Origin of the sequence: Geobacillus sp. LYN3 (assembly GCF_003064505.1) — a bacterium.
Lineage (GTDB): Bacteria > Bacillota > Bacilli > Bacillales > Anoxybacillaceae > Parageobacillus_B > Parageobacillus_B toebii.
The window spans coordinates 1,434,038-1,454,201 of the sequence record NZ_QCWL01000001.1 but is presented as its reverse complement, the minus strand read 5'-3'; the positions used below and the strand labels follow the sequence as shown (position 1 = coordinate 1,454,201).

The window sequence follows — 20,164 nt, the reverse complement described above, 5'->3', positions numbered from 1 at the left end:
TGATAAAAAGACCAAGAAGAGTGTTGACGACGCTGTTGCTTTTTAACCGTTTTCTCGGTGCGTTGGCGGATGCCCTTTAAATCTTCAAGGGCAATGCCGCATCCGAGTGCCTTTGCCTTTTCAACAATCTTCTTGCTAATGCAGTGGTTCACATCACGGGCAAATAGTTTTTCCTTCTTGGAACGCCATACACGATGGCACCGGTTTCTTTAAAGTGATGCAAGGTTTTTTTATCCAAACGATAGCTTTCCGACACTTTGCCGATGGCACGAACGGTCATTTGGGCAGAGAGGCCAAATTTTTCCCTGACGTCATAGTAGCAAAGCCGCTGGATTTTCGTTTTGGAAAAGGTTCTGGAGCGAAAAGCAATCTCGCTAATATAGTTGCATGCTTGGTTAAACCGTTTCATTGTTTCCAGCAACGCATGAAACTGTTCAAGAGTTGGCATTAATTTAATCTTGAGAGTGCAGAGCATTCTTGATTCACCTACCTTTCTAAATCCAGTGTACTTATGCTGAACGAAAAATTCAATATATACTAAAAATATAACCCCCGCCTTCCTCCCCACAGCTAAAGCAGTGGGAGGAAGGCGGATGTTCGCGTGATATTCCAGTGCGATGTATGCCACACGACAGATCCATTTTCAAACAAAAGTGCTTGCGGAGATTCATGTTTCACACCAAACGTTTCAGCGATATAGTTCGAAAGTGGACGCGCCTCTTGCACAAACAAATAATATGTATCCACTTCCGGATAGTCGGCTGCGAATTTTTCATACTCTTGAAACGCTGCTTGACTAATTGGGCATGTAAGACTATGTTTGATGAATAAAAACCGTTTCCCCTCTTTTAATACTTCTTGAAATTGTTCAATCGTCTCCAGTTTCTTCTTTCCCACTTTGCTCACTCCGTTTCATTTTGTTTTTGCAGTTTTTGCTCCGTATCATGGAACGCTTCTTCTGCTTCTTTCAACAATTTTTCTATATTTTCTTTATCCTTTTCGCTCGCCGGCACCGAAATCGGGATGACCGATGTTTCCGACGTTGTTGTAGATTCAGAAGAAGATAGCTTCTCGTCCGTTTTTCCAATTGGAATAAATTTCGTTACTTCTTTCGTTTTTTCTTTGGCGACTTCTAACCATTCTGTTGCTGTTGTTTTCATCGGCTCTAATTTTCCTGTTTCATTGATTTCAGCGAGCCATTGTTTTCCTTTTTCGCTTGTCAATAGCATCACCGTCACCGCACCAGCAATTCCGCCGACAATCGCTCCTAACAAAAATCCTCCATTATTTTTTGCCATCAAATATAGCCCCCTTCGTCTTTTTTTGCTTCCTTTCCTTCCATTTTTCCCATATTTCCATAAAAGCATTTCCCCATTGCATTACTTTTACTACTTTTTCTTGGTATGCATCTACTTTCTTTGTCACAGAGGAAGAAAATTGTTGCAGCGAATGGTTGAACGACTGAACGGTAGAACTGACATCACTTACTGCATGGACAAGCGAATTCAATCCTTCCACTTTTTTCTGAACATCATCAGCAAGCGCATTCGCTTTCTTTAACAGCTGTGCCGTTTCCGTCGTAATGCTCTGCACTTCTTTGTCTAAATGGTCAATGGTCGCCGTTAAGCGTCGGATCGTTTCCTGCAATACCGTTAATGTCCTTGTGATATAAATGACTAATATGAAAAAAGAGATGGCAATCAACGCGATGCTGGCATATAAAATGATTTTCACTTAATTTCCTCCTTGCTAGCAGCCGTTTTGGGTTCTCCACATTTTTCCCTTTTCAAATGTTCGACATCCATCCGACAAATTCCTGCAAGTATATTCATTCAAAAAATGATGCGAAATCAATGTTTCCATTTCCAACAAGGGCATAGCATAACGCTCATTCATCGCGGCATGGTCATAATAAGCAGCCTTCAGGATATCGAGGCGGTGAAATTTCCTACGAGACATGCTTATTTATTCACAATGTGAGCTGATAAATTTGGCGATAAAAAATGAGCCGGCAAGTGGATGCCTAGCTCGTTTTTCTTTTTTACTAAAAAGCACCAAATTATGAGTGAACCGTCCGCTCGTATGCTTCTTGAAACTTTTGAATATCTCCTGCGCCCATAAAAATTAATACCGCGTTTTCATGCTGTTTTAATATAGATGTATTATCTTCTTGAATGAGACGGGAATTCGGAATTTGCGCCTGCAGGTCATGAATAGATAATTTGCCATGATGCTCGCGAGCAGAGCCAAATATATCACATAAATATACTTGGTCAGCTTGCTGCAAGCTTTCCGCAAATTCCCGCAAAAACGTTTGTGTTCGCGTATACGTATGCGGCTGAAAAATCGCAACAATTTCGCGCCCCGGATATTTTTGTCTCGCCGCATCAATCGTTGCGATAATTTCCCGCGGATGATGCGCATAGTCATCAATCAAAATTTGATTGCCAAGCACTTTTTCGCTAAAACGGCGTTTTACGCCTTGGAACGTTTTTAATCGTTCTTGAATAATGCGGACATCCATCTCTTCATAATGGCAAAGCGCAATGACGGCAAGCGCATTTAATACGTTATGGTCGCCAAAGCGCGGAATTTCGAACGAAGCAAAAAACGTATTGCGGACAAACACGTCAAACGCTGTTCCTTCTGTTGTTTTCACCACATTGCGCGCTTGGAAATCATTATCATCCCCAAATCCGTAAAACAACACCGGCACTTTTGCTTGAATTTTTTGTAAGTATTCATCATCCCCACAAGCGATAATCCCTTTTTTCACTTGCAACGCCATTTCTTGAAACGCTGAAAATACATCATCGATATTGGCAAAATAATCAGGGTGATCAAAATCAATATTTGTCATGATTGCATAATCTGGAAAGTAGGATAAGAAGTGGCGGCGGTATTCGCATGCCTCAAATACAAAATATTTACTTCCTTCTATCCCTTTTCCCGTTCCATCACCAATTAAATATGATGTTGGATGCACCCCTTGCATCACATGTGCAAGCAAGCCAGTCGTCGATGTTTTTCCGTGCGATCCCGTAACCGCAATGCTTGTAAACTTTTGCAAAAATTCCCCTAAAAAGCGATGATACCGGATCACAGGCACTCCTAATTCATGAGCAGCTTGTATTTCTTCATGCGTTTCAGGAAAAGCATTGCCTGCAATCACCGTATAGCCCGGTTTAATATTTTCTTTGTTAAAGGGCAAAATGGGAATTCCCCGCTCCTCTAATGCTTTTTGGGTAAAAAAACGCTTCTCGACATCTGAACCTTGGACCGTATAGTTCATATCATGAAGAACTTGCGCTAAAGCGCTCATTCCTGTTCCTTTAATGCCAACAAAATGGTAAACTGTCATAATTAAGCCCTCCAACAATCGTCTATCTGTAAGACAGTATATGACGTTCATCTAGTTTTGCCATTTATTTCATTTGGCATATGTATTCTCATATTTCATCATTATAACATTGTTTGCTTCTAAAAACTATGAGTACGTCCAAAAAGAAAACGAATGGGACGGTCTTTCTATCAGCAACCTTTATATTTCCGACAAATCGACTCTTTCTAAGCGTGGATTTGGCCGATATCTTCTTCCTGCTTTCGCCTGATGCTTTCCGTTTAACAATACATTATCGCCGGTAAAGCCGATATGAATTTTAAGAAGGCTTCTGCCGACGCCATACATATCAACAGGCACGCCTTGCTTTTCAAATTCGATAATGCGTTCCTCATTAAATCCGCCGCTGACGACAATTTTCACATGGTGGAATCCTTCACGATCTAACGCTTCACGGAGCGCAAAAATAAGCGGTGGATTGACGCCGCGGGGATCAAACGTTCCGAGCACTTCCGGATGCCGAATAAAATATTGGTCAATCATCGTTCTCGATGTATCGACGCGAACCCCTTTTAATTTATCGCCAAACTCACGGGCAACGCGAAGCGCATCGGTAATACAGTCATTATTGTAATCGACAAGCACAATTAAGTCATCTTCCGGATATTTTTGGTAATACGCCTTTGCCGCCGCAACAACATCGCCGTCAAATAACTGGATGAGCGCATGCGGCATTGTTCCCATTCCTTGTTTCCCCCACCATTCATTCATCGCATGAGTCGCTTGCGCCGTTGAACCGCCAATAAACGCCGCATAGCCATCGCCGGCTTGTTGAGTGTAATGATCGTCGCGGTCACCCATAAAAATAATTGGTTTTTGCACACCCGATAACGCCGCCGCTTTCACGACATTGTAAACGTTCGTCGCCACTGACGTACGCCGGGCTAAAATGCCGTCAATAACCCCTTCTAAAAACCCGAAATTTTGATACGGGCCAGTAATGGTCAATACGGTTTCAAATGGACTGATCTTATCCCCGTCTTTTAATGAATAAATTTCTAACTTCTCAGGTTCGTCAGCAAATGTTTTGATGAGTGCGATCACCTCATCTGTTCCACATAATACAGCATGTTCCTTTTGAAAAAATTGCATCGTAACAATATTATTTGGACAAAACTCTTTGACAATTTCACGCGTTTTTAAAAAATAAACGGCGGAAAACCAGCCGTCGCGAATCCGCTCATCAAATTTAAACGTTTTATTCGTTAATCGTTTAATTTTCCCTTGTAATTTTAATTCGATTTCCTTCATCGCTGCTCCCTCGCCTATGTCTTCATGTGATGTATAACACATTTCTATCATATCATACTATTTTCTTGCAAATTCGCCAATTCCTCTTCAGTAATTAATACATCTCGCGGTTTGCTGCCTCGTGCTTCAGAAATGATTCCTTGTTCTTCCATCATCTCTATTAAGCGGGCTGCGCGATTATAGCCGATGCGAAAATGACGTTGCAAGCTCGACGTAGAAGCTCCTCCTTGTTGCACAACGAATGCACAAGCTTCATAAAAAAGCTCATCTTCCTCATGATGAGCAACCGTCTTTTTGGCAAAATCGTCCTGCTGAAACAAATAAGACGGCGCCATCTGCGTTTTCACATGGGCCACTACCCGCTCAATTTCTTCATCAGATACGTAATTTCCTTGAACACGTACCGTTTTCGATGATCCATTTTCTAAAAACAACATGTCGCCGCGTCCGAGCAGTTTTTCCGCACCATTCGTATCGATAATCGTCCGTGAATCGACTTGGGATGAGACAGAAAAAGCGATTCTTGTCGGGATATTCGCTTTGATTAACCCGGTGATCACATCAACGGATGGGCGTTGTGTCGCAACAACTAAATGAATTCCGCACGCCCTTGCCTTTTGCGCAATGCGGCAAATCGCTTCTTCGACATCCGCCGGCGCTACCATCATTAAATCCGCGAGCTCATCGATGATAATCACAATATACGGGAGATGATGTTCTGGACTGTTTTTCTGTTTCACGAGCTCATTGTATTTTTGAATATCACGGACACCTGCATGGGCGAAAAGTTCATACCGCCGCTCCATTTCTTCCACCGCCCATTTTAGCGCTCCCGTTGCTGCCTTCACATCCGTAATGACCGGGCTGACAAGATGCGGAATATCATTATATGGAGCGAGTTCCACCATTTTTGGGTCAATCAGGAGCAATTTTACTTCATGTGGAGCAGCTTTGTACAACAAACTGACAAGCATTGCATTAATACACACGCTTTTTCCTGAACCGGTCGCTCCGGCAATTAATCCATGCGGCATCTTTTTTAAATCTGTTACTACTGGCGCTCCCGATATGTCAAGTCCAAGCGCGACCGTTAACGGGGATGGATTGTTTCGAAACGCATCGCTTTCTAAAATTTCCCGAATCCATACAGGCCGGCTTTTCAAGTTTGGAACTTCAATACCGATGGTGCGTTTTCCCGGAATCGGCGCTTCAATCCGAATATCTTTTGCTGCTAAATTTAGCTTAATATCATCTGCTAAATTCGTAATTTTGCTTACTTTTACCCCTAGGTCCGGCTGTACTTCAAACCGCGTTACCGTTGGCCCTTGTGTTGTGTTGACCACTTTGGCGCCAATATGGAAGCTGGCAAATGTTCGATTCAGACGTTCACATTGCTCGCGAATCCATTGCTCATCGCTTTCTTGGCTTCGTTTGGGACTCTCTAGCAGCGATAAGGACGGGAATTGATACCCGCTTGCGGCAGATTGTCTTTTTTCTTCCCACTTTTTCCGATCTTGTTTTAGCATAATAACATTGTATGGAATGCGAGAACGTGTCGAATGGGATGATTGTTTGCTCGTATGATGGTCGTTTTCGGGCATATCCGTCTTTGTCTCTTCTTTTTTTGCTGCTTCCGTTTCTTGTAAATTCGTCTCCTTTTCCGCCGCGATTGTTTCGATTTGTTCTTCCTCTTTTCCTTTTGGTGATTGGAATCCATCTTCTTTTTCTTGAGGAGCGTTGTCCACTGATTCTTTTTCGCTTGTTTCTAATCGTTCCGACGGCGTTGGTATCGGATCATTGATGTCATCTACTTTTTCTTCAGGTACAGATGGCAATAGATCTGTTGCACGTTCTATGGAGCTAGATGGCAGCTCCCATTCTATTACAGGTTCGTTCTTTTTCGTTACTCTTTTATATCCATAAATAGGAGACAGCACATCAGAAGGCCGGAACCGTTTTTTTTCTGAATCTGCCGAATGGTCTTGTTGGCTTTCCTTTACACGCCTTGGCAAATGATCGGAATTCCATACAGAAGAAACGTGTTCATGATGTTCTTGCCGAAATGATGAATGACGGCGTTTCGATGTTGGTTCATCTGGAATAAGCGGAAACCGGAAGTTTCCTTTTGGATATTGATATGCCACCTTTACGTCCAATTGGGAAGAAGAAAGTTTCTCCCTCTGTTTTTTCTGCGACGAAACGTATTGTTCTTCTTCCTCTGTTTCCAGCAAATAACGAACGAATCGTTTTAACCATTTCATCGCTCAATCACTCTTTCTGTTAAATTCGTTTCGGAAAAAAAGTCACTAGAATCCATCTAGTGACTATCATCGCATTACCAAGTAAATGGCTGACCCACTTCATATTCATCGGATAATACTAAAATGCCTTTTTCTTGCGGAGCGTTTGGCAATTCCAATTCGCGCGCGGAACAAATCATCCCGTACGAAGGAACACCGCGCAATTCTGCCTCCTGAATAATAAGTCCGCTTGGCATCACCGCACCGATTTTGGCGACAACGACCTTTTGCCCTGCTTCCACATTTGGTGCGCCACATACAATCTGCAATACTTCTGTTCCGACGTCCACTTGGCATACGCTCAATTTATCCGCATTCGGATGTTTCTTTTTCTCTTTTACATAACCAACTACAAATTTTGGAGAAAGATCGGCTTCAATCGTTTCGTTCCAGCCGTTTTTCTCTAATATATTGTTAATGGCAGAAACAAGCTCCTCGTTCAGCTCCAATAAGCCGTTACCGTCAAAATGATGATAAGTAGAAGCTTGAAAAATATTATATCCTGCTGTTTCTCCTGTTTTTTCATCAAAGATGCGGACAACGTCTCCTTTTTTTTCAAACGCCCGCTGATCTGGCTGAATCGGTTTTAATGAAACGAGAAGTACATCGCCGACTCCTTGACGGTTATAAAATACGTTCATCCCCACTCATCCTTTCTTCATTTTTTGCGATAATTTTTTCCTAAAATAAAAATCGGTTCGAGTTCTCCATCTTCATATAAAAATGATAAAGCGGTGATCGGCACTCGTCCACTCGCAAAAAAGCTCATCGTCATTTGCGCGAGCACATCGTATCCAACTTCATTTTGCAAATCAGCAATAATCAGCACATCTTGATGTGGCACAGCAAGCGCCATCGTTCCCGTTATTTTCTTTTTCATTTTCGCTAAAAATGGCTCGTTTAAAATGCGGCTTGCGTCATAGCCATCATTTGTATTCACAAAATAAAACGTATTTCCGGCTACTTTGTCTTCTTTGACATGAACATCCAACGAACGGACATTAAAACGAGCAATTTCTTTTATTCGTTCTTCATTCCATTGTTCTTGTTCCATCATCTTTTTATCGATCAGCCGATACGTATTGCCCAAGTCAAGCGCATAATAAATGCGGGTTTCCGCCGTATGTTCATCATAAAGAAGCGGAATTCCTTCTTTTGTCTCCGTCGGGAACGATGTCGAGCGAATAACCGGGTAAATATCTTTTTCTTTGCCGGAAAGCGTATGTTTTTCATGCATGGTATTTAGCGCTTGTTCAACGTAATATACAATTTCGTCAACGGCTTCGTCTTTTTGTTCGTACCATTTCGCAATGACACCCGGAAGCGAAATCGTTACCCCTTTTTTCGTTTCTTTATCTTCAATGCGGAGCGTATCCTTTTTTCGGTCAAATTGAAACGTCCAATCATCGCGGGCAAGCCTTTTTTTTATTTCCTCACACATTTGTTTACTATCCATGGATATGCCCCCTATATTATGACAAGCTCTGGATAAACCGTTCAACTTCCTCTTTCGTTTTGCGATCTTTGCTGACAAATCTGCCTAACTCTTTGCCGTTGTCATAAGCAATAAAGCTTGGAATGCCAAAAACGTTTTCTTGCTGACATACTTCGAGCAATTGGTCGCGATCAACGTAATAAAACTCATATTCGGAAAAAGCCTGCTCGATTTCCGGCAAAAATGGTTGAATAAATCGGCAGTCCGGGCACCAATCGGCAGAAAAAACGAATATTGCTTTTTTTGTTTTTTTCACTTCCTCATATTGTGCTGCTGTTTCAATCGTTTTCATTGATAAAAACTCCTTTCTATGTCTTTTTTATGATATCGCGAATCAGTGATTTTGACAAAAAAATTCATACTGACCGACTAATAACTGAACAATATGTCGAAACATGCCGGCACGATCGACATAACCGTTTGTAAAAACACCGATCGCTCCTTCTTTATGGCGGATGTTTCTTTCTCCTGTATATTCCGCCATCACATCTCCGAGTTCTCTGCCAGCACGAATTCCTTTTGCCACTTCAAAAGGAAGCGGAATGCGCGCTCCGCCGGCGGTAATAACGGTGCCATCACGGTCGGCAAGCGCTCCCCAATTGCAAAGCCATAACTCTCCGTCTATCTCCATCACACCGCCTTCCAAACCGATGCCGATGTCCGCGTTCTCTTTTTGTAGCGCGTGTTTAGCTCGATTTATCGCTCCTTGACGCGTTTCGTGGTCGGAAATCGGCTGGGCGGAAACATCTGATGGAACATCCGTCGGTACAAGGGTATAATGTTCCGAAGAAAAAATGCTGCGGACGGCCGCCACCTTTGCTTGATTCGTTGTGCCAATGGCAATGATTTTCAATGCTTCCCACTCCTTTTTACGGAAAAAGAGAAGTCTTGTCAAACAAGACTTCTCATATTGATTAGCTGTTTTTCTTAATTGCATCGACTGTTGCTTTATCGCACCGCTTTACAAGTTCAATAAGCAGTTGCTTTGCTGCCTGATAATCATCGACGTGAATGATCGACGCATGTGTATGAATATAACGGGAACAAATACCGATCACGGCAGAAGGCACTCCACTGTTGGCGATATGCACTCTTCCGGCATCCGTTCCTCCACCCGGTGAAACGAAAAATTGATATGGAATGCCGTGCGTTTCCGCCGTATCTAATACAAATTCACGCATACCGCGATGAGTCACCATCGAACGGTCATAAATGCGGACAAGCGCCCCTTTTCCAAGATGCCCAAATTCTTTCGCGTCTCCGGTCATATCGTTCGCCGGGCTTGCGTCTAACGCGAAAAAGATATCAGGCTGAATCATGGTTGCGGCGGTTTGCGCCCCGCGCAACCCGACTTCTTCTTGGACAGTAGCACCTGAATATAGCACGTTTGGCAGTTTCTCATTCTTCAACTCTTTCAACAATTCAATCGCCAATCCACAGCCATAACGATTGTCCCACGCTTTTGCCAAAATTTTTTTCGGATTGGCCATTGGGGTAAATGGACAAATCGGTACAATTTGTTGTCCTGGTTTAATCCCCATTTTTTTCGCGTCTTCACGGTCATCAGCACCAACGTCGATGAGCATGTTTTTGATCTCCATCGGCTTGTTTCGTTGTTCTTCGCTCAACAAATGCGGCGGAATCGAGCTGATCACTCCAACAACTGGACCATGATCGGTAATGATTTGTACGCGCTGTGCTAACAATACTTGATTCCACCAGCCGCCAAGCGGCTGAAAACGAATCATACCGTTATTGGTAATAGCGGTGACCATAAAGCCGACTTCGTCCATATGCCCTGCAACCATCACGGTAGGACCGTTTTCATCGCCGCGTTTGACGCCAAAGATGCTGCCAAGCCGGTCTTGTACGACTTCATCCGCGTACTTTTCCAGCTCTTTGCGCATGAAATTCCGCACCGCATGTTCATTGCCTGGTGCTCCCGGCAATTCGGTCAATGTTTGAAACAGTCGAAGCGTTTCTACATTCATCGTTCTTAACTCCTTTTTTCTAATCATTTTTATTGTAACGAACAAGTAAACGTTTTTCCACTTTCCTTACATTCTTTCGTGAAATCGGATATACTAAACGGTAGACAAGAAACTGCGGAGGTCTCTACTAATGAACTGGAAAAAATTTATAGCTGGTATGGCCGTTGGATTTATCGCGGCATACGTCGTTGAAACGAAGCGAAAACAGCGAATGATTTCTTCGGAAAAAGCACTTTCACTAGCCAAAGCAGCCTTTTTGCAACAAGCGCCAATCAGCGGCTCATGGATTCAAACAAATCCGGAAACATACGAAAAAAACAATATCATCTACACGGTGTACAAAGGAGGCGTCTGCCGTGATCATGAACAATACGAATTTGTCATCGACGCCTATACGGGAACCATCATCGAAACGAAACCGCTTTAAGACCGTACGGATGCCCCCATCCCAACAGGAGGCATCCCTTTCCATTTTCAACATGGATCAAAATCACAGGCGGTTTCGATCAACATGGGCGATGATGTTTCCGTTCTCGTCCCACTTTAGCGCACGATAATACGCATCGTGATAAAACGTAAACCACGCCTGTTTTTCGATCGCGTATGGGATCCATTTTTGTTTTTCGAAAATCGATGTCATTGGATAATCATCATATGCCATTACCCATAATACATTTTGATGGGCATGCGTCGCTAATAAATCACCCATATGAATCGCCATTTCTCCATCTGATTCGATCAAAATAATCGAATGCCCGTCACTATGTCCTCCGGTATGTACCATTTTGATCCCATTTGCTACTTCTCTTTCTTTTTCAAATGGGATGACTTGCTCGGCGATCGGCTCCCAATTTTCCTTCCAATATGTATTACGCGAGCGAATGTTTGGATGTCTCATTTCGTCCCATTCTCTCTGTGACGTAATAATTTCCGCGCGCGGAAAAGCAGAAACAAGCCGATCTCCTTCCCATTTTGTCAAGCCGCAAGCGTGATCAAAATGCATATGTGTCATTAGAATGATGTCAATATCATCCGTCGACAGCCCCAGCTCGTTGAGAGACTGTTCGAGTTTTGATTCCTCCGTTACACCGAAATTCCGTTTTTGTTTATCCGATAATTTTCCATTGCCAATCCCTGATTCAATCAAGATATTTTTTCCGTTCACTTGTACGAGAATAGGATCGGTACGCAATTCAATTTGATTGTTGTCATTAGACGGATACTTTTTCGACCAAAGCGGCTTCGGCACAACTCCGAACATCGCTCCACCATCTAAATGTGTTACCCCTCCGTTTAACCATGTCATTTTAATTTTTCCAATTTGCAATTGTTCCATTTCCCCATCACCTCGCTATTTTAGTGTATCATTTCTGCAAATATTTCGAAAACAAAAAAATAAAGGGCTGTCTTTTCTTCAAAGACCAGCCTTTTGATGCTTTGGCGGATATTTTACTTCACATCGGTAAATGCGATTTCCTTTTGCTGAAAACTTTTCTTCATATTCCGTCATCACATTTCCTTCAAAATCACTATTGTGTAAATCCAAACTTACGTATGTCAGCACTAATCCATATTGTGAAAAACTAACAAGCGAATATTCAAAAAAGGCTTGATTATCGGTTTTAAAATGAATTTCTCCTTCATCCACTAACACTTTCTCATACAACTCAAGAAACGCACGATACGTTAATCGCCGCTTTTCATGCCGTTTTTTCGGCCATGGGTCGGAGAAGTTTAAATAAATGCGTTCGATTTCTCCCTCCGCAAAAAAATTCGTTAAATCTTTCGCATTCACATTTAATAAACGCAAATTCGGCAATTCATTTTCAATGAGTTTATCTAATGCAGAGACAAGTACACTTGGGTACAGTTCAATACCAATATAGTTAATGTTTGGATTTGCTTTCGCCATTTCTGTAATAAATTTTCCTTTTCCTGTACCAATTTCGATATGAATTGGGTGATCATTGCCAAATAGCTCATTCCATCTTCCTTTATGTTCTTCTGGATTTGGAATAACATATTGCGGATATGCAGCAATTTTTTCTTTTGCCCATGGTTTATTACGTAGACGCATACGGACACCTCTGTTTCTTTGTTCATCGTTGTCAACGATATCATGAATAAGCACAAATATGCAAGCTCATTTATCAACGCCTGGGACAAAACTTTTTCGCCATAAAAAAACACAGCCGTGCGTACGACTGCGAAAAACGAATGATAAAATCCCCTATATCTGCGCATATTATAAATGTATAGCATACTTTTTCAAAGGATGGTGGTAGTGTTGCCACTAAATCACGAGCATCAAATCACCATATTAAAAGATATTTTATCGGAACATCAAGCTGACTGCTGCGGCACCGTCTCCGAATGTGAACAAATCGAACGGCTCGTAAAATCATTGATGGGAAATGAACAAGTGCATCCGAAAATAAAAAGCGTGCTTCCAAACATTTACACATACGGACAAAACGGAAAGTATAGCGCTGATTTAAACTCTCACATTTTATCCCATCAACAGCAATTATCGGAGTGGGTCAATCAGCTTACGTAGGAAATGCAGCGACTGTTGCATTTCCTTTTTTGCATTTTTTTCTTTTTGCCATATAAGCGAGTGAAGGGTTTGCGCTATAGTATACCATTTCATGCGAAAACGCAAATCATCGGTTAACTTAAGGCCGTAAAGTTCGAGCCAATCTTCCCATTTTTCTTCAGGAATATAGGAATAAAGCAACATCCCGATATCAATGGCCGGATCGGCAATCATCGCACCATCCCAATCAATTAAGTACAATTTTCCATCTTCATCAAGCAGCCAGTTGTTATGGTTAATATCACAGTGGCAGACGACATACTCATCACATTGAAGTGAAGACATATGCTGTTCGAGCCAATCGAGAGCCTGTTCCACTAACGGCTCCTCAAATGAATGGAGAGTGAATTGCTCTTTTAGTTTTTCCATCATCATCTCTGGCAGTAATGGCGTTTTTCCTAACCTTCTCAGCATTGTTACTAAATCTTTGGAACGATGAATTTTCCGCAATAAGTTCGCCACTTGTTCACTTCCCATATCTTGTGGCTTCAATTCCCTTGCGTTCAACCACTGTTGAGCGGTAAACACATCGCCATTTTCCATTCGCTTCGTCCAAATCAGTTTTGGGACGATGCCTTCCGCTGATAAAACCGCAAGAAATGGCGAAGAATTCCGTTTTAAAAACAACTTTCTCCCCTCATATTCCGCAAAATACGCATCTCCAGTTGTGCCGCCAGCAGGAGTGATGTCCCACTCCTTTCCTAGTAACTGTTCCAAAGCAAGTTCACCTTCGACTTAAAAAAATAAGAGACAGCATCACCTGATTTCGTATTTTCAGACAATAGCTGTCTTACTAGATTTTATATGGAAGAGCTTTTTTTCGTCAATTCACATTTTTATTTTCCGCAAACAAAAAGACATCCAAGTTTCCGTTCTTGCTCGTTTATTTTACTTGTATTATACTGAAATATCGCCACATCTTGCAAATGTTTTGTGCATTTTGTAAAAAATAGGAAAAATATGTTTATGTTTGTTTCACAAGCACCCATGTTCCAATTCCAGCCAAGTTTATTTGTTTACGCACGGAAAACAATAGAACCGTTCCGCTGTGAATCCCGTCACAAATGACATGCCATTCTTCTTCATCAGGCAGAAAAACAGATTGTTTTTCTTCTTGATTATGGTGAATAACAATAATATCGCGCCAAGGTCCATATTGCTGTACATCGCGAAGATGGTATGCGATGATGAATGCTGGTGTCTCAAGGAAAAAAAGGTGATTGTTTATCTCTGCTTCGGTAGTAAATCGGAAAGCACGGTGGGACTTTCGGAGCTGAATAAGCCCTTGAACATAGCGGACATCGTCTTCATTCTCGCTCTTTCGTTTCCAGTCGATTTGATTAATCGAATCGGGAGCATTATAGCTATTTTCTACTCCTTGCTTTGTCCGATAAAAAAGGTGTAATTAGCTTTACACCTTTTCTTCATCCGTATTCCAATTTGTTCGTATATCATAGTGACTATAGCAATGACGCAACAAAAAAGATGCCGCTTTTAATTGCACATGCTTCAACGGAATCGTTAATTCCCGCAAAGACGAAAACCAACGTTCATAATTTCGTTTGTCAATAAACTGCACATTGCTAAAAGTACGGTGATCATCGATATAGCCATAACGATTCACCACTGCTTTTTTGATAGGAAAATCAATATGGTACTGTTTATATATATCTGCCACTATTTTTTCCATTCGTTGCAAAGCGATAACCGGATTGATTTTTTTCTTTTCTTCCCGCTTCGTTATTTCCGTCCAAAAACGGTCTGAAGACGCTATGATAATATTATCTTTTTCCCCTTCGGCAAACGTAATACACCATGTTGTGGTCGGACTTAATAAAATGACATCTAATTCGACCGGAGCGCTTTTGACCAAAAATACGGGTTTGTATAAACATAAATATGTGTCGGGAAAACGCTGTAAAAAATATTTCAACCTTTCTTCATAGTAAAACTTTTTATTTACCTTCGATTCATACCATATCGTAGAGCTTGCCCATTTTAATTGCAATTCGAACATATTTTCCAAAAATAAAATTTTTAATTCATCTATATTTTTTGCTTCCGCAATCATAGTCGACAAGCTCTCTTCTTCGTTCCAATCATTTACTTGCGATTCTGTTGCTTCTTCCAATACGGAAGAACGGCGAAACCATTTTTTCATCCGCTCCAACAATGACGGTTTTTCTATTAACCATTCCCACGTTTCATCCGGTTGAGGAGCATCATTATTCCTTCTATTGTTTTCCCATTGTTCTTTCGTCTGCTCCCATTGTTTTTTCTTTAGACGAATAAATTCACTTGTGTAGCGGTACACATCCGTTTCATACCTAGAAATATAGTCTTGAAGCTTTATTAATTGGCCCACACTCACAACACTTCCTTCAAATAAGAAGTTTACTTTTAGAAAAGCGGGAACAAAGCGCGCGCTTCATATTTTGGTGTTCGCTCTAAATGGGTTTGATATAACACCATTTCATGAACGGAAAAGGTCGCCGTTACTCTTGATTTCTGTTTAAGCGCATCTAAGCGAAACTCTTCATTTCCTTGCCATTTGCGAGCAATCGTAATATGCGGGGTAAACGGCCGTTTGTCTAAAGAAAATCCGATATCGATACAGGCGGTATACACATCGCGTTGCAGGGCAAATAGTTTTTCTTCTTTTTCCACCCCTTGCCATAAAATCCGCGGCGCTGTTCGATTTCCAAATGTATGTATTTCTGATAAGGATAATGAGAATGGAGCGTGGCGCTTTGCCACTTGCGTCATTGTTTTGCATATCGCGTCCAATTTTGCAGGTGGAACGTATCCTAAAAATGCTAATGTAATATGGTAATCTTCTTCATGCACCCATGAACGAAATGGAAAATGGGAAACGATTCCATCTCTCCATTGTGAAATCTGTTTTTTTACTTCGCTAGCGATAGGGATAGCGATAAAATAATGCGTTTTTTTCATCGTTCTCCACCTTTTCTTATGCCGAAGCTTTTTTCTTATTCAGCAAATGAATGCACACTAATGAAAGCATGCCGACAAACGTGCAAATGCTGAAAAATAAATATATAGCCCCAATATGATAACGTTCAAGCATATATCCACCGATAAATGTACAAAACCAAACGCCTAACCCATTGCCTACGGCGGAATAAAGGGATACTGCTGTCGCCCTTACTTGTTTTGGCGCAACATCACGTACGTATTGAAGCGCCGCGGGAATAGATAAGCCGACGGAAAGACCTTGAACAATCGTTGTCATATATACGAAAAAGAGCGGCGGCTCGAAAAAATAAAACAGCCAACGTAAACATGATACAGCAGTAGCAAACATTAAAAGTGGAACCATCCCAAACCGATGAATAAGTCCATCTGTCATTTTCATAAATGGGGCTTCACTTCCCGCCGCCAATAAAAACGCCAAGCCTATTCCCGTCAACGTACCACCAAGCTGTTTAATGAATATCCCAAAATAAAAGTTATTCGCTAAAATAGGACCAAAAATAAAGAAAGTAGCGAGCAACAATAATACAAAATGAGGAATTCGAAACAGCTGCGCCATACCGCGCAGCGCTTCCGCTTTCATCGTTTGGCTTTCTTTTGGAAGCCGGCTGGCGAGCAAGCCGGACAGTATTAGCATAAACGAAAACAAATAAAAAATGACAACAAGCGCAATGCGGTCTGATAGCCACCCGCCAATCAGTACGGCAACAGCAAAGCCGATCGATCCCCATAAACGAATAGATCCATACTTTTCGCCATTCTTTTGCGCATAATGAAGAGTAATGCTGTCGGAAATCGGAACGATCGCACTTTGGGCGGATGCCAGTAAAACAGCCATGACAATAAGCCAATGATATTCATGCACAAATGAATACATTAGTCCAATGAATGAAGTAGCTAATAGTGCGATTGTCAGAACGAAAACCGGTTTACGTGTATAATCGGTAATCATCCCCCAAATCGGCTGTACAAAAATCATTGTGACTGGACTTATGGACATAATGACTCCAATTTCTGTTCCCGAAAGACCGACCACTTCTTGTAAATATACGGATAAAAGCGGAAATAATGCTCCGAATGCAAAAAATACAAAGAAATAAAATAACGAAAATGTGGACTTACCAGTCGATTCCCCTCGTTTTAACGCTGCCTCCATACTTGATTCCGCATCCTTTCATGAAAAAGCACCGCCCTAAAAAGAGCGGTTTTTCTTTATCGTAACATATGTTTAGAATTTTTTCATTTTGCTAATTCATAAATTGCCTGAGCGTAAATCGCCGTTGCTTTCAATAAATCATCGATCATGATATATTCATCCTTTTGATGCGCCACATCCGGCCGTCCCGGAAACAGCGGTCCAAACGCTACTCCCGCTTTCAGCGAACGGGCATATGTACCGCCGCCGATGGAAAGCAAGGAAGCGCGTTCTCCTGTTTGTTCTTCGTATACGCGTTGAAGCGTCTTTATAAGTACATGATTTGGATCAACATAGTGCGGTTTTGAATCGCTAAAATGTTCCAACGCAAAACCATGCTGCGCTGCGATGTTCTGTAGTTTTTGCTTCGTTTGTTCTATATCATTGGTGACCGGATAGCGTATGTTAATGCCAAGCTTTCCTCCAGCTTGCGCATCATATGATAATATTCCAACATTGACTGTTAAATCGCCGGTAATCTCATCGTTGTAAGCAATGCCTAACGCTTTTCCACGAGAATCGGCAAAGAAATAGTCCGTCACAAAACGGATAAACGATTGCGCCTGCGTATCCAACGCAACATCTGATAGCCACTTCGCCAGCCATAAACCTGCATTTTTCCCGTTTTCTGGTTCCATCGCATGAGCGGAAATTCCTTCTAATTGAAGAGTAACGGTATTGCCTCCCACAACAGCATTTCCATTCATGCTCGTTTCATGAAGAAACTGGCGATACTGCTGTTCGATTTCTTGTTGCCGGTCTGCACGAACGAGCAATACCGCTTTAGCAAAGTCAGGAACCATATTATAACGTCGTCCTGCCTGGAACGACTGCAGCTGAATTTCACTTTCTTCCTGTGTTCCTATTGATGGCTTGCGCAAATCCATATCGACAATTCCTTTTTCCGCGTAAATAATCGGAAAATCCGCATCCGGAGCAAATCCCATTGTCGGCATTTCCTCATGTTTAAAATAATGTTCGACACAACGCCACTTGCTTTCTTCATCTGTTCCAACAATCATACGCACTCGTTTTTGCAATGGCAACCCGAGTTCTTTCACAATTTTCATAGCATAAAATGCAGCCATTGTCGGTCCTTTATCGTCAATCGCGCCGCGAGCATATAATTTCCCATCACGGATTTCTGCAGCAAACGGGTCGCTTGACCAGCCATCTCCCGGTGGTACAACATCCACATGGCATAATACGCCGATGAGTTCCTCTCCTTGTCCGATTTCAAGATGTCCCGCGAGGCCATCGACGTTTTTTACCGCAAACCCTTCTTCTTGGCCCCTCTGCAATAAAAACTGCAACGCCTCGTATACTCCTTGTCCAAGCGGGGCTTCTTCTGTTGCATTCTCTTCATCGAGAACGCTCGGAATGCGCAATAGCGCCTGCGTATCTTGAATAAGCGCCTCTTTTCGCTTCAATACCTCTTCCATCCAATCGATATTCATCGCCATTCTTCCTTTCTTTTTTCATTTTTTTCTTGCTGCAACCGTAACATAAACGAAGAAATGAAGTCAAAGTTTTCTTTTTTACGATAATATTAATATCTTAATGAACCTCCCCCACTTATCGAAGTGGGGGTTTCCTGTTTTCCCTTCGGGGTGGATGCGTGATAGGATGGTTGGCAGCCTATCTGCAGGCAACGCCTGGCACCCGTCCCGTTGGGAACCACAGGCAACATGAGTATCCATGATACTCAAGGGCGGGAACTCGCCATCTACGACTTCTTGCTTATGCAATCCGTCGATACGTAAACGGTTTGACCGTAAATTCCAATGGTCGGATTTCACCATAATACACTTTAGTAAATAAATTCATCGCTCCGTGGATGTCACGGTGTTGACGATAACCACAAGAGCAACTATAATTTCTAGAAGAAGATTTGTTCTTCTTCCCGCAAACAGGGCATGTTTGCGAGGTATAACTTTCGTCTTTTTTCTCCAATTGGATGCCTTCGGCATTCAACTTATATTCCAAATAATCATATAACTTTCCAAAAGACCAATTGGATAACTTCTGATTGGTCTTTTTGTTTCGTTTCTTTTTCGTGTTCCGTTGTACTCCTTCGACATCCCCAATAACCACTTCTTTCACTTGGTTTTCCAAACACCAACGAACAAATTGTCTCGTGGTTTTGTGCAGTGCATCCTTTAGTTGTGCCTCTGATTTCGAAAGCACATATTGCTTGGCACGATTATACTTTTTCCATTGCTTCGAACCTTTTTTACAACGAGACATCAACTTTTGCAGCTCTTTTAATTTTTTGTTTCTCAACCGATGGATGCTTCTTATTTTTCTTCCCGTGATAATGAGGCTTTCCCCATTTTCACAAACGGCTGCGATGGTGTGAATTTCCCCTGGGTCAATAGCGACACGGTTTTGATTTTTATTCTCTTTTGGTTCTTTTCCATCTTCATACGATAAACAAAGCCACAAACCACGGTCATAGACCAACTCGATTTCTTTTACTTGTCCGTTTGGAATTTGTTCTTTATCGATTTGGACTACGAGCGGTTGTTGCCTTTTCCGTTTCCAAATTCCTAGCGACAGTTCCAACGTTCCGTCTTCATGCAAAACAAATCCATCTTTTGCCCATTTCGTGTTGAAATGTTTTTTCTTTTTGTATGGATATTTGATTTTTTCGCCTTTTTTCCGTGCTTCTCTCACTCCGTCTCTAGCAAAAATATACTTATGCACAACTGCTTGGATGCTTTGGCTGTGGATAGGAAAACGACCTTTTGTTGCTTTTTGCAGTTCCGTTTTGGTTATCCATTTTCCTGTTTCCAAATGATGTTCTTTCGCCAAACGAAGGCATTCGTTCCAAACTTCTGCGGAGATGCGATTGCATTCAAAAAGTTTGTCCATCACTTCTTTTTTCGCTCGAAAACGGGTTTTCAGCGTTCGATACATATTCTCACCCCCTATGTTTATTG

At 41.9% G+C, this 20,164-nt stretch carries 22 protein-coding genes and 1 pseudogene; 2 read left to right on the top strand and 21 right to left on the bottom strand.

The features are described from left to right. The 12 genes and pseudogenes from DCC82_RS18685 to DCC82_RS07560 form a co-directional block, all read right to left on the bottom strand. Positions 1-475, bottom strand: a pseudogene (locus DCC82_RS18685) (RNA-guided endonuclease TnpB family protein); the annotation flags it as partial. Between the two features lie 95 nt (positions 476-570). Further along, on the bottom strand, positions 571-897 hold the full coding sequence (gene ytxJ, locus DCC82_RS07610; RefSeq protein ID WP_062679257.1) for a bacillithiol system redox-active protein YtxJ: 327 nt from the start codon (positions 895-897) through the stop codon (positions 571-573). A gap of 5 nt (positions 898-902) precedes the next feature. Continuing rightward, entirely contained in the window at positions 903-1,298 is a 396-nt protein-coding gene (locus DCC82_RS07605) for a YtxH domain-containing protein (RefSeq protein ID WP_015864832.1), read from the bottom strand. Beyond that, positions 1,285-1,734, bottom strand: coding sequence for a DUF948 domain-containing protein (locus DCC82_RS07600; RefSeq protein ID WP_062679258.1), 450 nt, complete (start codon positions 1,732-1,734; stop codon positions 1,285-1,287). The genes DCC82_RS07605 and DCC82_RS07600 overlap by 14 nt, the downstream gene beginning before the upstream one ends. A gap of 325 nt (positions 1,735-2,059) precedes the next feature. Continuing rightward, complete coding sequence (gene murC / locus DCC82_RS07595) at positions 2,060-3,361, bottom strand: UDP-N-acetylmuramate--L-alanine ligase (RefSeq protein WP_062679259.1); 1,302 nt, start codon at positions 3,359-3,361, stop codon at positions 2,060-2,062. A gap of 180 nt (positions 3,362-3,541) precedes the next feature. Then, entirely contained in the window at positions 3,542-4,651 is a 1,110-nt protein-coding gene (locus tag DCC82_RS07590; protein ID WP_015864835.1) for a nicotinate phosphoribosyltransferase, read from the bottom strand. A gap of 47 nt (positions 4,652-4,698) precedes the next feature. Then, positions 4,699-6,912, bottom strand: a complete 2,214-nt coding sequence (locus DCC82_RS07585) for a DNA translocase FtsK (protein WP_015864836.1) — start codon at positions 6,910-6,912, stop codon at positions 4,699-4,701. A gap of 74 nt (positions 6,913-6,986) precedes the next feature. Then, positions 6,987-7,592: a YtpR family tRNA-binding protein gene (gene ytpR, locus DCC82_RS07580; protein WP_015864837.1), complete on the bottom strand. Its 606-nt coding sequence runs from the start codon at positions 7,590-7,592 to the stop codon at positions 6,987-6,989. Between the two features lie 17 nt (positions 7,593-7,609). Continuing rightward, positions 7,610-8,407, bottom strand: coding sequence for a DUF1444 domain-containing protein (locus DCC82_RS07575; RefSeq protein WP_015864838.1), 798 nt, complete (start codon positions 8,405-8,407; stop codon positions 7,610-7,612). Positions 8,408-8,423: 16 nt separating this feature from the next. Continuing rightward, positions 8,424-8,738 carry a thioredoxin family protein gene (locus tag DCC82_RS07570; RefSeq protein WP_015864839.1) on the bottom strand — a complete coding sequence of 105 codons (315 nt, stop codon included), beginning with the start codon at positions 8,736-8,738 and terminating at the stop codon, positions 8,424-8,426. 42 nt (positions 8,739-8,780) lie between these two features. Further along, complete coding sequence (locus tag DCC82_RS07565; protein WP_015864840.1) at positions 8,781-9,299, bottom strand: DUF84 family protein; 519 nt, start codon at positions 9,297-9,299, stop codon at positions 8,781-8,783. A gap of 61 nt (positions 9,300-9,360) precedes the next feature. Continuing rightward, a complete protein-coding gene (locus DCC82_RS07560) occupies positions 9,361-10,437 on the bottom strand; it encodes a M42 family metallopeptidase (RefSeq protein ID WP_097354877.1) in 1,077 nt (358 codons plus the stop codon). Positions 10,438-10,567: 130 nt separating this feature from the next. Between DCC82_RS07560 and DCC82_RS07555 the strand changes: the two genes are divergently transcribed. After that, on the top strand, positions 10,568-10,864 hold the full coding sequence (locus DCC82_RS07555; RefSeq protein WP_015864842.1) for a PepSY domain-containing protein: 297 nt from the start codon (positions 10,568-10,570) through the stop codon (positions 10,862-10,864). 63 nt (positions 10,865-10,927) lie between these two features. On the opposite strand, the gene DCC82_RS07550 is transcribed toward DCC82_RS07555, so the two are convergent. Together DCC82_RS07550 and trmB are read right to left on the bottom strand one after the other, a co-directional pair. Continuing rightward, on the bottom strand, positions 10,928-11,773 hold the full coding sequence (locus DCC82_RS07550; protein WP_015864843.1) for a YtnP family quorum-quenching lactonase: 846 nt from the start codon (positions 11,771-11,773) through the stop codon (positions 10,928-10,930). Between the two features lie 78 nt (positions 11,774-11,851). Beyond that, entirely contained in the window at positions 11,852-12,514 is a 663-nt protein-coding gene (gene trmB / locus DCC82_RS07545; RefSeq protein WP_015864844.1) for a tRNA (guanosine(46)-N7)-methyltransferase TrmB, read from the bottom strand. 210 nt (positions 12,515-12,724) lie between these two features. Between trmB and DCC82_RS07540 the strand changes: the two genes are divergently transcribed. Further along, complete coding sequence (locus tag DCC82_RS07540; RefSeq protein WP_041269962.1) at positions 12,725-12,994, top strand: YtzH-like family protein; 270 nt, start codon at positions 12,725-12,727, stop codon at positions 12,992-12,994. On the opposite strand, the gene DCC82_RS07535 is transcribed toward DCC82_RS07540, so the two are convergent. The 7 genes from DCC82_RS07535 to DCC82_RS07505 form a co-directional block, all read right to left on the bottom strand. Beyond that, complete coding sequence (locus DCC82_RS07535; protein ID WP_015864846.1) at positions 12,965-13,750, bottom strand: phosphotransferase family protein; 786 nt, start codon at positions 13,748-13,750, stop codon at positions 12,965-12,967. The genes DCC82_RS07540 and DCC82_RS07535 overlap by 30 nt on opposite strands. Before the next feature lie 247 nt (positions 13,751-13,997). Next, on the bottom strand, positions 13,998-14,261 hold the full coding sequence (locus tag DCC82_RS18680) for a hypothetical protein (protein WP_353652435.1): 264 nt from the start codon (positions 14,259-14,261) through the stop codon (positions 13,998-14,000). A 183-nt stretch (positions 14,262-14,444) separates the two neighbouring features. After that, entirely contained in the window at positions 14,445-15,398 is a 954-nt protein-coding gene (locus DCC82_RS07525) for a nuclease-related domain-containing protein (RefSeq protein ID WP_081188742.1), read from the bottom strand. 35 nt (positions 15,399-15,433) lie between these two features. Then, positions 15,434-15,988 carry an RNA 2',3'-cyclic phosphodiesterase gene (gene thpR, locus DCC82_RS07520; RefSeq protein WP_089098026.1) on the bottom strand — a complete coding sequence of 185 codons (555 nt, stop codon included), beginning with the start codon at positions 15,986-15,988 and terminating at the stop codon, positions 15,434-15,436. Between the two features lie 16 nt (positions 15,989-16,004). Then, a complete protein-coding gene (locus DCC82_RS07515; RefSeq protein ID WP_015864850.1) occupies positions 16,005-17,183 on the bottom strand; it encodes an MFS transporter in 1,179 nt (392 codons plus the stop codon). A gap of 83 nt (positions 17,184-17,266) precedes the next feature. Beyond that, complete coding sequence (gene pepV, locus DCC82_RS07510) at positions 17,267-18,679, bottom strand: dipeptidase PepV (protein ID WP_015864851.1); 1,413 nt, start codon at positions 18,677-18,679, stop codon at positions 17,267-17,269. Positions 18,680-18,962: 283 nt separating this feature from the next. Then, positions 18,963-20,141 carry an RNA-guided endonuclease InsQ/TnpB family protein gene (locus DCC82_RS07505; RefSeq protein ID WP_108430299.1) on the bottom strand — a complete coding sequence of 393 codons (1,179 nt, stop codon included), beginning with the start codon at positions 20,139-20,141 and terminating at the stop codon, positions 18,963-18,965. Positions 20,142-20,164 lie beyond the last annotated feature (23 nt).